This is a genomic window from Anaerobacillus alkalidiazotrophicus, from assembly GCF_001866055.1.
This window is the reverse complement of the sequence record NZ_MLQS01000017.1, coordinates 143,022-157,508: the sequence shown is the minus strand read 5'-3', so window position 1 is coordinate 157,508 and position 14,487 is coordinate 143,022. Positions and strand designations below refer to the sequence as shown.

The 14,487-nt window shown below is 33.3% G+C and carries 14 protein-coding genes and 2 riboswitches; of the genes, 5 read left to right on the top strand and 9 right to left on the bottom strand.

Going from position 1 to position 14,487, the window contains the following annotated elements; genetic code table 11:
• Nucleotides 1-27: 27 nt before the first annotated feature.
• From mgtE (BKP45_RS11145) to mgtE (BKP45_RS11135), 3 genes are all read right to left on the bottom strand, one after another.
• Nucleotides 28-1,392, bottom strand: coding sequence for a magnesium transporter (gene mgtE / locus BKP45_RS11145; protein ID WP_071389764.1), 1,365 nt, complete (start codon nucleotides 1,390-1,392; stop codon nucleotides 28-30).
• A gap of 23 nt (nucleotides 1,393-1,415) precedes the next feature.
• Entirely contained in the window at nucleotides 1,416-2,129 is a 714-nt protein-coding gene (locus BKP45_RS11140) for an MgtC/SapB family protein (protein WP_071389763.1), read from the bottom strand.
• Nucleotides 2,130-2,229: 100 nt separating this feature from the next.
• A riboswitch (M-box (ykoK) riboswitch) is annotated at nucleotides 2,230-2,392 on the bottom strand.
• Between the two features lie 32 nt (nucleotides 2,393-2,424).
• Nucleotides 2,425-3,795: a magnesium transporter gene (gene mgtE / locus BKP45_RS11135; protein ID WP_071389762.1), complete on the bottom strand. Its 1,371-nt coding sequence runs from the start codon at nucleotides 3,793-3,795 to the stop codon at nucleotides 2,425-2,427.
• A gap of 253 nt (nucleotides 3,796-4,048) precedes the next feature.
• A riboswitch (M-box (ykoK) riboswitch) is annotated at nucleotides 4,049-4,216 on the bottom strand.
• A 207-nt stretch (nucleotides 4,217-4,423) separates the two neighbouring features.
• Here mgtE (BKP45_RS11135) and BKP45_RS22530 point away from each other — a divergent pair.
• The 3 genes from BKP45_RS22530 (at nucleotide 4,424) to BKP45_RS11130 (ending at nucleotide 5,606) form a co-directional block, all read left to right on the top strand.
• Nucleotides 4,424-4,582, top strand: a complete 159-nt coding sequence (locus BKP45_RS22530) for a hypothetical protein (RefSeq protein ID WP_169823148.1) — start codon at nucleotides 4,424-4,426, stop codon at nucleotides 4,580-4,582.
• A 583-nt stretch (nucleotides 4,583-5,165) separates the two neighbouring features.
• Entirely contained in the window at nucleotides 5,166-5,321 is a 156-nt protein-coding gene (gene sda, locus BKP45_RS21600) for a sporulation histidine kinase inhibitor Sda (protein WP_139193812.1), read from the top strand.
• Nucleotides 5,322-5,411: 90 nt separating this feature from the next.
• Nucleotides 5,412-5,606, top strand: coding sequence for an alpha/beta-type small acid-soluble spore protein (locus tag BKP45_RS11130; protein ID WP_071389761.1), 195 nt, complete (start codon nucleotides 5,412-5,414; stop codon nucleotides 5,604-5,606).
• Between the two features lie 104 nt (nucleotides 5,607-5,710).
• Here BKP45_RS11130 and BKP45_RS11125 read toward each other — a convergent pair whose 3' ends face one another.
• Nucleotides 5,711-6,688 (bottom strand): aldo/keto reductase, encoded by a 978-nt coding sequence (locus BKP45_RS11125; RefSeq protein WP_071389760.1) that lies wholly within the window; start codon nucleotides 6,686-6,688, stop codon nucleotides 5,711-5,713.
• Nucleotides 6,689-7,334: 646 nt separating this feature from the next.
• Here BKP45_RS11125 and BKP45_RS11120 point away from each other — a divergent pair.
• Nucleotides 7,335-7,853, top strand: coding sequence for a GNAT family N-acetyltransferase (locus BKP45_RS11120; protein ID WP_071389759.1), 519 nt, complete (start codon nucleotides 7,335-7,337; stop codon nucleotides 7,851-7,853).
• Between the two features lie 196 nt (nucleotides 7,854-8,049).
• On the top strand, nucleotides 8,050-8,451 hold the full coding sequence (locus BKP45_RS11115) for a C40 family peptidase (RefSeq protein ID WP_071389758.1): 402 nt from the start codon (nucleotides 8,050-8,052) through the stop codon (nucleotides 8,449-8,451).
• A gap of 122 nt (nucleotides 8,452-8,573) precedes the next feature.
• On the opposite strand, the gene BKP45_RS11110 is transcribed toward BKP45_RS11115, so the two are convergent.
• From BKP45_RS11110 to BKP45_RS11090, 5 genes are all read right to left on the bottom strand, one after another.
• Nucleotides 8,574-9,113 (bottom strand): LOG family protein, encoded by a 540-nt coding sequence (locus tag BKP45_RS11110; protein ID WP_071389757.1) that lies wholly within the window; start codon nucleotides 9,111-9,113, stop codon nucleotides 8,574-8,576.
• A 67-nt stretch (nucleotides 9,114-9,180) separates the two neighbouring features.
• Complete coding sequence (locus BKP45_RS11105) at nucleotides 9,181-10,125, bottom strand: DMT family transporter (protein ID WP_071389756.1); 945 nt, start codon at nucleotides 10,123-10,125, stop codon at nucleotides 9,181-9,183.
• 622 nt (nucleotides 10,126-10,747) lie between these two features.
• Complete coding sequence (locus BKP45_RS11100; protein WP_071389755.1) at nucleotides 10,748-12,742, bottom strand: LTA synthase family protein; 1,995 nt, start codon at nucleotides 12,740-12,742, stop codon at nucleotides 10,748-10,750.
• Complete coding sequence (locus tag BKP45_RS11095) at nucleotides 12,717-13,616, bottom strand: ABC transporter ATP-binding protein (protein ID WP_071389754.1); 900 nt, start codon at nucleotides 13,614-13,616, stop codon at nucleotides 12,717-12,719. Before BKP45_RS11095 ends, BKP45_RS11100 begins: the two co-directional genes overlap by 26 nt.
• Nucleotides 13,603-13,998, bottom strand: a complete 396-nt coding sequence (locus BKP45_RS11090) for a GntR family transcriptional regulator (protein WP_071389753.1) — start codon at nucleotides 13,996-13,998, stop codon at nucleotides 13,603-13,605. The genes BKP45_RS11095 and BKP45_RS11090 overlap by 14 nt, the downstream gene beginning before the upstream one ends.
• Nucleotides 13,999-14,487: the final 489 nt, after the last annotated feature.

Sequence of the window (14,487 nt, the reverse complement as noted above, 5' to 3'; positions counted from 1 at the left end):
TAATCTACTAGGCCAACTCATCTTTATTTATAAATAATGTAATAATGTAGTTGCAATTGAAAAATAAGTCAATAAACCAATAAAATCGTTAATCGTTGTAATGAACGGGCCCGATGCTACGGCTGGATCAATTTTTAATTTATGAACAATTAGTGGAATAACTGTTCCTGAAATTGTTGAAAATAGGATGGTTACAAATAGGGATGTTCCAATGATAAAACCTAATATGACATTTCCTTGTGGTATTAGTAACGCGATAATCGAAACTAAGATCCCACAAATAATACCCATCATCAATCCTGTAAGACTCTCTCTTTTTAATAGACGAAAAACCTTTGTTCGATCAAATTTATCGAGTGCTAATCCACGAACAACGACTGCCAAAGACTGTGTACCGGTATTTCCCGCCATATCAGCAATAAGAGGAATAAACACCGCTAACATAGCTACTTCTGCAATTGTAGACTCAAAACTACTAATTAATCCTGCAGTAAACATGCCAATAAATAATAAAAGTATTAGCCAAGGTAATCGTTTTTTGGTAGCTTCCATAGAACTTACTTCAAGATCAAGCGCTCCTTTTACTGCAGAAATTTCTCCAATTTCTTCGGATGTTTCTTCCTCAATTACATCTAAAATATCATCTACAGTAACAATCCCAACAATCTTTCCATTAGAAGTCACAACAGGGACAGCCAGAAAGTCATAATCTTTAATAACTTTTGATACCTCCTGCTGATCTGCTAGTGGTGAAACTGAGATTAATTGTTCCTTCATAATTTTCTCAGCCTTTTCATTAAGTGAAGCTGTGATAAGCTCTCGTAATGAAACAACCCCAATTAATTTTCCTGTATCGTTAGTTACATATAAGTAATAAATGGTTTCCGCATCTGTTCCTTCCATTCGCAAACGTTCCATAATTTCCGAAACCGTTTGTGAAGGTAATACGGTAACAAACTCAGTTGTCATTAAGGAACCTGCTGTATTTTCCTTATAAGACAATAAATGCTTAATGTTATCTGCTTCTGTTTTATCCATTTTCTCTAATAAGTACTGAGAAATATGTTCAGGTATCTCACTAAAAAAATCAGTAATCTCATCAGCTGGAAGTTCATTTAACATCTCAAGTGCATATGAATCTTCAAGTTCACTAAATACCATTTTTTGTTCATAATGTTGTAACCCACTAAAAATATCTGCAAATTCCCTTGCTGTTATATAGTTATAGACACGCTTTCGTTTCTCATTGCTCATTAATTTAAAAATTTCATTTTGATCTGTTGGATGTAATTCTAAAAACTCCTCACGAAATCTTTCTTCATCCTCGTTTTTTAAATATAAAAAGAGATAATACGTAAATTCTTCTCTATTTTTCACAGTGATTTTTTTCATGAATAGAACCTCCCCTCATCCACTTATAAATGCTCAACTTCAACGGTAAGAACATAATCGATTTTTTTTATTAAGTAATAAATCTCTGTTGTGTATTGTTTTTCTGGAGCAGAAAGGGTTAAATCAATTTGTTGATTACCATTTTCAATATCTTTTATTTTAAGATGTCTTATTTTCAGATCACTCTTTTCAGTTTCATTTAACCCCTCACTTTTTTTCTCAATCGCTGTAATTAATTCTGTCATTCTGTAATTTGGCTCCATGACAATACGTACCGCAACATCTCTTTGCCGTAATGCAGTTGGTCCAAGTGATTTAACTACAGTCGGTAAAAGGTTTACGGCTATGATTAAAAGAAAAACGGCAATCATCGCCGGAAAATAAAATCCTGCACCAATAGCAATTCCTAAGCCTGAAGCCGCCCATATCATCGCAGCGCTCGTTAAACCTGAAATCACATCATTTTGTCTACGTAAAATTACACCTGCTCCTAAAAAACCTACACCACTCACGATTTGAGCTGCTAAACGCATCGGGTCCATAGCATTAAATGTAGGAGAGGAGAAGTTATAAAAAGACTCAATTGACACAATCGTGACTAAGCAACTTGCAACACAAATAACCATACTTGTTTTTAAGCCAAGTGGTTTATGTTTTAACTGACGATCGATACCAATTAACAATCCAAAAATAAGTGCAATACATAACTTCAATAATATTTCTTCTTTAAAAACCATGTTTTTCACCCTCTTTTAACTTTAATAACATTTGTTAGCATACCCTAAATAAGGAAAAAGGCACCTTCAACAAAAGAAGGCGCCAAAAAATTAAGCATACACATATCTTCCATGTTGAGTTTTAGCACTGTGTGGCATAGGAAAATTCCAGCTACATTAAAAACTACCTTAGTCGATAGTTTCTGTTGACCCATTGGCGTCTCTCGACATTTCTGGGCAGTAGCGTATCTCCAACACAGGAGCCTCACCTAACGAAGCAATTATTTTTCAACTCACTTTATGGACAGTGAGCTTATTATTGAGGTAGATAATCTAAAAGGGCTGTTGCAATTGAGAAGTATATTATTAAGCCCATAATATCATTTATCGTTGTAATAAAAGGACCAGAAGCAACCGCTGGATCAATATTAAGCTTTCTAATAATTAAAGGAACAGTCGCCCCAACCATCGTTGAAAAGCTTAACGTAAAGAATAATGACACCCCTACAATTCCTGCTAAAATTAGTCCCCCTTCAGGGTAAACGAAAGGAATAACGATTAATAATGTAATCGCACAAAATAAACCAAGTAATAAACCAGTTCCAAATTCACGTTTCAACATTTTTCCTATAGAGGAATTATCCACTGAACCTAAAGCTAAACCACGTACCACAACAGCTAAAGCTTGTGTACCAGTATTTCCAGCTGAATCCATAATTAATGGAATAAAAACAGCAAGAATGATTACTGCTTCAAGAGTTTCTTCGAATTCACCTATAACTCCGGCAGTAATAAGACCTAAAAACATTAACATAATAATCCAAGGTGCACGCTTTTTCGCTGCTGAAAACGAAGAGATATTGGCATCGATTGAACCACGCGTCGCTGAAATTTCTCCAAAATCTTCTTCTGTTTCTTCTTCAACAACGTCCATGATATCGTCAATAGTAACGATCCCAACAAGTTTCCCTTGAGCAGTAACAGGGATGGCTAAAAAGTCATACTTTCTCATAACTCTAGCCACTTCTTCTTGGTCAGTATGTGTCTCCACTGATCTAACTCTAGTGAGCATTATTTCTTCAATTTTCTGTTCTAAAGGAGCTATAATTAGATCTCTTAAAGAAACTACGCCCACCAATTTTAATTGTTCATCGACAACATAAAGATAGTAAATCGTTTCCGCCTCTGGAGCCTCTAATCGTAAGCGTCCCATAACATTAACAACCGTATCTGTTGACGAAACAGATATATACTCCGTTGTCATAATTGCACCGGCTGTTTGGTCGTCATATTTTAATAGTTGGATAACCTCTTCAGCTTCTTCTTTTTTCATTTTACTTAGATAAAGTTCTTTTGTAGCTTCTGAAAGTTCCCCTAAGAAGTCAGCGATATCATCATATGGCATATTATTGATAACATCAATAGCATAATTTTGTTGTAATTCAGAAATATAAAGTTTTTGTTTATCAACTTCTAAACCTTGGAATATTTCTGCAAATTCCTCAGGTTTAACAAATTTATAAATAACACTTCTTTGCTTTTTTGTAACGGAATTTAATAAATCAATTTGATCAGTTGGATGTAATTCAAAAAATAACTCTCTAAAATCAGTCAGATTCGCATCCACAAGTGTTTGAATAATTTGTTTCGTGTAGTTCTCACGATTTTGTTGGTCTAATCTTACCATGGTGGTTTCCCTCCTAGTAGGAATTCACCGTACTTTTCATCTGAGATGTTGTAATGGAATTCCTCATTATCTTTTTAGTAGTGTGTGTTACTTTTGTATCAAATATGATGATGGTATTGTGTATCCTACTACTCGAGTCACTATCCATTACCCCACCCCCTTTTTAGTCAAACATAAAAAAACACCATCACGAATGAAGGTGTTTTTTGCATGACAAAATAATATGTATTGCCCAAGGCAACACAAAAAATCTTGATTTCCTCCATTCGTAGAGCTTTAGCACTGTGTGGCATAGGATTTAAATCCAGCTACATTAAAAACCACCTTATGTCGATGGTTTCTGTTGACCCATTGGCGTCTTTCGACGTTTTTGGGCAGCAGCATTTCTCCAACACAGGAGCCTCACCTAACGAGGTATTTAATTCTAAACTGAGGATAACGAAATAAATTATGTTTGTCAATAAAATTAACAATAATTTTTGTGCAAATTTAATATTTTACCCATTGGTTTTAGATTTAATATTTGAAAGTAAAAAATTCATATGTTAGACACATCAAAAAAAATGTCTGCACTTTACAGAATTAATAACGAAAATAAGGAAAAATTAATTCAGGGAGGTGATATATTATGGCGAACAAGAAACTTAATCGCAATAAACAAAATAATAATGTTAACGATAATAACGATAACAATCTCGATCTTAACATTGATGATGTAAATACTGAATTTTCTAATGAAAACGATGCTCAGGATTTAACAAATTGTAAAAATAACAACAATTGTTAAAAGTGGTCTTAATCAAAAGCCTCTCACTTTAAGAATTTTAAAAAATAAAGCACATTCGAAGTTGAATGTGCTTTTTTCCTCGCCATAAATTAACTACGTTTATGAGTACCAGATTTATGGATTTGTTGACCAAAGTACCGCCGATTACATCATGGTTTTTGATGATTTCAGTCGGCCGTAGCTCTACCTATTTATTCCTTTTCCAGCTCCAGTAATAAATGCTACTTTTCCATTTAACGATTACACTAATTTCCAAACCTTTTTAACTATGTAAAATACTTTCACATTCTATATTTTTTTCGAAAACGTATCAAAAAAATTGTAAAAAAATAACATACAAACTTATGTTACTTGAGTCAATTTCATAATTACCTAAATGGAGCTACATAAGTCTAAATGTTGTTGGAAACGGTCTTCATCTAACAACATTTAGTATCAGAGTAACGAAAATAAACAATTATGAAATTCATTAACTTAAATTCTCTATTTAATTAGTACGTACGTTTGATTAGAATCGAATTATAGGTTTTCTTTTCTTATTTTAGGGAATTATGTATGTAAGTTAATCTAGGAGGTGATTTTTTTGCATCAATTAAAGGATAGCCTTTTGTTGGATAGTTATATAAAAGCTAAGGAACTAAATCTAGATGCAGAATTCATTGCCATTTTAAGAAAAGAAATAATGAGAAGGGGTTTATTCTTAATGGAAAATAAACAAAATAAACGTTCAACATCTTAATACATCCTTTTTATGGAAGTGGCAAGAAATATGAATATCCTATTTCTATACACACATACTATTACCAACTTTATTAAGGAGGTAATTGTAATGACACAGAGAAACAACAGTTCAAATCAACTATTAGTACCTGGAGTTCAGCAAGCCCTCGATCAAATGAAGTATGAAATTGCACAAGAATTTGGAGTTCAACTTGGACCTGATACAACTTCTCGTGCCAACGGCTCAGTTGGTGGAGAAATAACGAAACGCCTTGTACAAATGGCTCAACAACAATTACATTAAGTAAAAGTGAGGGTCTTACTGCCCTTTTTAAGAGTTGGATAAAGAGAAAGAGGCTGTCTAAATTTAAACAGACAGCCTCTTTCATTAATTTCGATCACCACTAATTAAGGCATCAACTTCCCACGTGAAGCTACATATAAAGAATACCATTCATCTCTTGTCATAAGCTGTGATTGTCTTGTAGCATCTTCGCAATTTTTTATCCTAGTTTCATTAGCTGAACCAATTACTGGCTGAATAAGAGCTGGATGTCTCATTAGCCACCCGAGAACTATAGCTTCCATTGTCGTTTCCTTTTTTTCAGCCATTTCTTTGACTAATTGTTTCGTCTGTAAATAAGATTCCGTTACATTCTCTACCTCTTTTCCTGAGTAGATACCTTTTGCTAACGGTCCCCAAGCTTGGATTTGAATATCTTCTAATCGACAATGTTCGATAATTCCATCAGAAAAGTTATACTGAGTTCCTAAACTTTGATTTACTAAAACTCCTTGCTCTAACCAGTCTAGCTTATGTAAATTCATTTCTAGTTGATTTACGACAATCGGCGAAGAACAATAAGATTGTAATAACTTCATTTGGGCAACATTCATATTAGAAACCCCAAAATTTCTAACCTTGCCTGACTTCTCTAAAATTTCGAAAGTATCAGCTACTTCATCAGGTTCAATTAATGGATCTGGACGATGTAGTAATAATATGTCTATGTATTCAACACCAAGTCTCGCAAGTATTCCATCAACAGAGTTTATGATATGTTCAGTTGAAAAATCGTAGCGGTTTGGAATTTTACCTTCTGGAAAGCGAATCCCACATTTCGATTGGAGAACGATTTGTTCTCTTAATTGTGGGCTACGTTTTAAAACCTCCCCAAAAACCTGCTCCGCTTTACCAAATGTGTAGATATCAGCATGATCAAACATGGTTATCCCAATTGAAAGAGCCGCATCAATTGCTTTTTCTGCAAGGATGATATCTTCCTCAGTTATACCATTTTGATTCCAACCGCCACCTAAACCCATACACCCAAACAGGAGACGACTGTTTGAAATCTTTCTTTTTTGTAACGGCATTACCTTCATACTTATCCCACCTTAATATAGAATGTTATTTTACCTTTACAAAACTAGTATAACTCTAAATAAGGGATCAACTCTACGCAAATAGGAAATTTTTTCTATATGAATGAATTTCATGATTCCAGAAATCCAACGACACCAAACTATAAAAAAACTTATGCGCATAAAATCTTATTATAAAGCTGAACTTCAATCAATAGGGGTTTTCCTTCATCCCCAACTGATTGTTGTTGTTTTTAACTTATAATACAGGCATAAGAATAACTAATCACCAGCTTTCACATGAAAAATATTCTATTTTGGACCTTTATCGCCCACCTCAATTTTCTTAAGTATTGAGTTTGGGGCTTACTGCCCATTATGAGTGGGATGAAATAAATTATTATAGTGTCAAAAACTATAGCAATCTAAATGAAAGGGTGCATATTTCTTGTTAAAGTAGAGTGGAGAAGATAAGATAGTCATTAATTAATATACACTCGTTAATGTAACAAGTTCAGTTTAAAATCTCCCCCTTATAGCAATTAGTAACTATTACAACGGTAGCTATTTGAAAGCGTAACCACACCACTAAATAAAGTACCTTGAAAATATGTATGATGAAATCCATTCATGTACTGAAAATTTACCAAAGGAGGGTTGTTAAATAATGGTAGATAAACAATTCATTATAAGAGAGGCTAAAAAGGAAGATGCAAGCCAACTAATTGAGTTAGTAAAGACAATTGCTAACGAATCAAAATTCCTTACATTTGGTGAGGGAGAGTTTGACACAACTGTTGAGGAAGAAGAAGACATAATTGAAATGAGTCTTCAAGATCATACAAGTATATTTTTAGTTGCTGAAATCCGTGGTAAAATTGTTGGTAATTTATACTTTTCTTCAGGCACTAGATCAAAAACAATCCATTTCGGAAAATTTGGTGTAAGTGTGAAAAAAGCATACTGGGGATTAGGTATCGCTAAAAAAATGATGTACTTTTTGATAGATTGGGCAAAAACAAATAAGGTTACTAGAAAGATTAACTTGGAAGTACATGAGGAGAATATCAATGCCATTCATTTATACGAAAAATTAGGTTTTGTTGTCGAAGGAAAAATTTCTAGATATTTTTACGAAAATCATACGTTTCACAGTGCAATAATCATGGGATTGGAGATAGATTAATAGATCTTTCGAAGAAGTTAGAAGTCCCGAGCTAGTCTGTGTTGAAGATGACAGTTTACCAACTTTTTAAATTTTATACTCCTTTCATTTAATAACATACTCAAAAATATGCTATTTATCTACTCTTCTTGTCCAATCAATTTCGAAATAAGTTAATAAAATATAGTGTCACTTTTCGAATAGAAAGGAGATTAGTATGATAATAGCTGATAAAATTATTTTGACAGGGTTAAAACAGTTGAATAAGCCTTACGTTTTTAACTCTCCCTCATTACAAACAAAGACCTTTGATTGCAGTTCTTTTATTCAATATATTTTTAGAGAAAACGGAATTGCTCTTCCACGAAATTCACGCGAGCAATATAAAGTTGGAGTAAAAATAACTGTTTCTAACATAAAAAAAGGAGACTTATTATTTTTCACAACCAAAAATAGAAGCCACAGAAAAGGAATTGAAAAAATAGGTCATGTCGCTATATTTCTAGGATACAATCAAATACTTCACACTCACCGAAAAGGAAAAAAAGTAGTAATTTCTGACTTAGATCTTTACTGGAAAAAAGTAGTAATAGGAGCAACTCGAGTTATTTCACAATAAAAGCTCACCTTCATTGATGAGCTTTTATTTAAATTAATACACAAAATCCAGCTTAAAACTTAAATTAGAAAAATTTAGGGGTGTAGAAGGTAACCTCTATTTCATGAAGTAAAGGATTCATATTAAAATTGTTTAAGAATATTAATTAATTTATCAATTTCATTTTCAACTATGATCAACTGTTTATGCTCTTTATTTACAAAGCCTTGTTCAATCATATGATCAAAAAAAGAAATTAAAGGGGTATAGTAGTCATTAATATTCAACAAGCTACAAGGCTTCTTGTGATAACCTATTTGTGCCCAAGTTAACACTTCAAACCATTCCTCCATTGTTCCACTTCCACCCGGCAATGCAATAAAACCATCGGCAAGATCAGCCATCATCGCCTTTCTTTCATGCATCGTTTCCACAATATGAAGCTTCGTTAAATTTTGATGCGCAACTTCAATTTTGGCTAATTTTTTTGGAATGACCCCAATAACCTCACCGCCACCTTCCATTACCGCATCAGCGACAGCACCCATACATCCAACCATAGAACCACCATATACGAGATCTATCTTAGCTTCAGCGAGTTTTTTTCCTAGTTGTTTTGCAGCTTCCATATATTTTGGATCATGACCTGTTCTTGATCCACAAAAAACAGCAATTTTTTTCATTTATTTCACCTTCCTCAGCTTTTTAATTCATACTAAAATCATTGTTTTTTTCCAAAAAACTATATTATTAACTTGCAGACCTTATCTTAACTTGCTTATCAGACTTTTTACGGTTAACGATAATTATACCTGATGTAACAAAGCTTAGTCCGAGTAGAACAAAAAGATGAATGACCTCATCTAACAGTATTGAAGAAAGCAAAACTCCAAATACAGGTATCAAGAATAAATACATTGATACTTGCCCTACATTATTATATTTCATAACATTATTCCATATAACAAACCCAGCTGCAGATAAAAAAGATAAATACAAGAGTAATCCAAATGAATAGAGGGTAAATTGAAATGGCATAAATCCAGCAAAAACAACGCCCGTGATTAATAAACCAAATCCGCCAATCAGCATTTGTGATGCTGTTAAATACATAACATTCAACGTCTGCGCACCGTTACGTGCAAGAATATTTCCATACGCACTAGAAATCATCGCTACTGATAAACATAACTCTCCAAATCCGAATTGAAACTCAAATGTCCCTTGTGTAATATTAACTAATATAACACCAGTAAAACCAACGAATAACCCTACCGTTTTACGCATCGAAATTTTATCATTTTTATACATAAAGTGAGCAAAAATAATTTGAAAAAAAGAAGTTGTTCCAGCAATAATTGCTCCTTGGATTCCAGTGCTATAGCTTAGTCCAATATAAAACAAAACGTACTGAAAATATGTTTGAAAAAAACTAATCTTTAATAGAGGCTTAAAAGAACCTTTTTTGTAGCTAACTTTTCTCCTAATCAAAATCATAAAGGTAAAAATAAGTAACGCAGATAGGAAAAAACGATATCCTGCAAATAAAACTTGTTGAGCCGTTTCATCCTGCTGAATATTTAATGCCTCATAGCTTAATTTAATAACTGGGAAAGCACTGCCCCATAAAGCTGTACAAACAATTGCAGACAAAATAATTCCATATGAATTCGTAAAAAATTTCTCAGACCACACTAGATACAATTCTCCTCACTTTTAAAGCTGATCTGAACCTCAATCAGTGTGGGGTTCGATCCTCCTCCAACTGATTATAAGTTTAGCCTATCCTATCTTTCATAACCATTAATCCCCGACCCTTGTGTTTTAAGTAGGTCACTCTCAACTTAAGTATGGGGTAAACTAATATAAGATTATATGAATCTTGTCGATTTTCCAAGGGAAATATTCAAAAAGGTGAGAGCAACAAATCGTATTAGTATATATTTATAAACTTACTGAAGGGACCGAGCTCGTAGGCTGCTTGTGCTAGACAGTTTCTAAGTTAGAAAAGGGAGAGATTAAAATTTTTTTGGACACCAGATCCCTTATTTTGAAAAAAAGCCTTAATTTATGGATTTTACGGACACAAAATCCGCTATTTAGTCTTGAAAGTGTGTTTTTCATATTATTCTAACTTCATGATGTCCGCGAAAGTGTAAAAATTCGTTTTCTTTCTAAAATAACGGAACCTGTGTCCTAAGGAGCAGGTAAACATGCAAACCATAAATATTAATCTAACTAAAAAACACACAGAATGATCTGTGCGTTTTCTATATTTTAATGTTTTTTCACGTTATCCGAACTGCAGAGTTAGATGTTAATTTAATTTTTTCCTAATAAACTCAGGAACGTGTTTATCATCTATCGTTTCAAATAAAGGTGAGAAAGTATCTTTTTCATAATAATAAGCGATAACATATTTACCTGAATCATTCCATGATGATGCTAGTAAACATTCTTCTAACTCATCAAACTCTTCAATTCGAATACTACCAGGTGTTTTCTCAAAGTTAAGTAGATCATTTTCGTACCTCATGTATTCATATAGATGCCGCTCATCTCTTTTAACTATTACTGCAAAATCAATATCATCAGCCGTTAATCGTGCTTGTTTCACTAAATCTCTCTCTTGAAGCCAAGCTTCAATCTGATCATGAGATTTTTTCCAACTTGAAAATACCCTTTTGTCATCACTTAATAAATACTCAATATTTGACCATTCAGACCTATCATCCATCAAATCATCATAAGTTTCATCCATTATTTCCGTCTGTAAAATTTGATGAAATTCTGAAATATCAGAACGATTATTTAAAGAAACTTGTTGAGTTCCTCGGTTAGAAATAATGGTAATTTTATCAACTGTGTTAGTATCAGTAATTCTTAATACTGAATTTACGTTATATTTGTGCTCGTCAGATTCAATGATTGCTCCATACAAACCCTTATGCTCTTCTAGAAATGTGACAGGAACCTGGTAGTGGCGAACCAGCTGTTTTCCACTTGTCAATTCATATGCTATTGCGAATTGCCTTCGTTCCCAACCACCTTTTTCGTTAGAATTTTGTTTCTTAATAATTTGTTCATGAAGAGCAACTATGTTTTCTTTATTTTGTTCGTCCTGATAATAATAGTTTTGAGTCAAATATTCCTCTTCTATATAATAATCATGACCGTCCATTAAGTAAAAATGAGGAGCAAAATATATACGTTCAATATCTCCTACGGCTGGAATTCGTTTTTCAAATCCAGTTATATCAAATTGAAATACAATTGCCAACACACATATGCTTAGGGCATAAATTCCATACCCTTTCCATTTTGTCAAAACACGCCACGTTTTTTCGACTATCATTAAGGCTACAAAATAACCTATGATAGATGCAAAAACATAACCAAATAGCAACCAACTGGTTGAATTTTGTGTTTCTCCAAAATACAACCCACCAAGAAGCATGGCACAAAAGGTAACCCCATATAAAAATACCGGTTCTAGTGACTTAAAAGCAATTGCTTGTGAAGCTACTTCAACCTTTCGTTTACAATAAGCTAAGAGTGCAATTACATAAAATACCACAATAAAGAGGAAATACACGGAAATTTCTTTTCCAGTTAATGCCTCAAAGCCTAATTGACTTGCTCTAACAAAAGGAATAAGTTTTTCTATTTTTTTGCTTAAATAATAATCTACCGCAATTCCATAAAAGGAATATTTCACGTTCATAAATAACAACATGGTCACTCCAGCTGGAAAGAACAGCAAAATATACGTCAAAACTCCTTGTAAAACTGACATTCCTGTAAACATTGCTGCAAATACAGCTGCCATGAATATAAAGACTGTGAATAGTATTGTCGTCCCCATCCAAGTAGCGATATCAGCTAAGCTCAATAAATGTGGCAACTCTATAAAGCTGCTAATGATTAATAAAATAAGGCCTATAAAAAAAACAGGTATAACAAGTACTCCTAATCCAAATAACACATGCTGATGGTATAAAGCTTCCCTCTTTATTGGTAGACTATGAATGTAATCAGTTGATAGTTTGACATGTACATAACGAAATAAAACGAGTGCCAGTAACACTGGGATAACAGAAAGTAAAATTAATTGAAATCCGTCAGATAATCGAAATAAGTTATCAGCTACTAAAGTATAGCTACGATAATAGTTATCTCTTGTATAAATCATTAAAATTTGTAATGGTACGGCAAAGAATAAAGACAGGAAATAGGCAATACCTATCCAGCCTATATTTTTCGTGTTCTCAATAAAAACACCCCGATTAAACAATAACGTTTTCAATGGCATATCCAACATCCCTCATTTCATATATAAAGATTTCTTCCAACGTTAGCGGTAAAACATCGAATAACACTGGGTGGTAAAACTCAATATGAGCTGATACTTCTTCTTCTTTACCTCGAACAATATATAACAAGACACTACCACGCTGTTCTTTATACAAAATATCAAATGGCTTTAGAAATAACTCTGGGACTTCACCTTTAAACGCCACTTGTATTTTGTGAATATCAGACTTTAAATCATCTAGCTCCTTTTCAATGATTAATTTTCCATTGTGTAAAATTCCGATATGATCACATAAATCTTCAACTTCTCGAAGATTATGAGATGAGATTAAAATCGTCATTTCCCTTTCTGCTACTTCTTGTACAAGCAAATTTTTCACCTTTTGCCGCATTACCGCATCAAGACCATCAAGCGGTTCATCTAGTATTAATACATCTGGCATTGCTGCTAAAGCTAGCCAAAAAGCAACCTGACGCTGCATTCCTTTAGACATAAGGTGAATTTTCTTATTTATGTTAATAGGAAAGACTTCCTTATACTTTTGAAAACGTTCTTCATTCCATTTCGGATACATATTTTTCATAAAGCTAGCCATTTGCTTTACAGTAGATTGAGGGAAAAAGTAAAGAGTATCTGTTAATAATATTGTTCTTTGTTTTAGTTTCACATTTTCATAAATTGGTTGACCATCTACAAAAATAGAGCCTGAATCTTCTTTGTAGATACCAGCAATCATTTTTAATAATGTTGTTTTACCAGCACCATTTGAACCTAGTAATCCATAAATAGTGCCTTTTTTAATAAAGAGATTAAGGTCACTTACTGCCTCATTTCCTTCAAATATTTTTTTAATATTTTCAATTTGAATCATCTTGCTCTCCCCCTTTTACAGATTGTTCCGCTATGGATATTAAAGATAAAATCTCTTCTTTTTTCATACCTAGGTATAACGCTTCAGATATCAATTTCACTAATTCCTTTTTCATCTTCTTCACCTTTTCGTTATTAGTGGTATCTGCTTGTGGAGCAACGTATTTTCCCTTTCCAGGAACCGAATAAATATAACCTTGGTTTTCTAACTCTCGATAAGCTTTTTGAATCGTATTTGGATTAATCGTTAATTGGGCTGCTAACGCCCTAACTGAAGGAAGTTGTTCATCAGCTTTCACGACTTCATGAATAATCAATTCCTTCATTTTTTCTACTAGCTGCTCATATATTGGAACCCTACTACGCATGTCTAATTGAAACATACACTATTTTCCTCCTTTCGTATGATGACACTCGGTATCTACCTTGGTAGATATTTTAAGAGTTTCTCTTGAACCAATTTTTTCCTCCTACATTTTGGTAGAGAATATTTGTTTGGGATTTAATAAGTTAAAGGTAAGTAAACCTTCAATACTACATAAAGCTGAACTTCAATCAGTGGGGGTTTTCCTTCATCCCCCACTGATTGTTAGTTCAACTTATCGGACCTTTAGGGGCAGTTTATCCCCCACCTAAACTTCTCGATTTTCTTAAGTTTTGAGGTGGGGGCCTTACTTGCCCCTTAAGAGTGGGATAAACAGACCTCGAAGCTGCTAACTCAGTTAAAAAAGTGGACGACGAGACAATTACAGTATTAATTTTAGAAATAACTATTTCTCAAATAGTACTACGTGTACTATCCGTATTATATTAAGTGGTACAGTTTTATTATAACGTCTCTGGATAAAATTTCAAGTCTTTTTTCGAAGGAG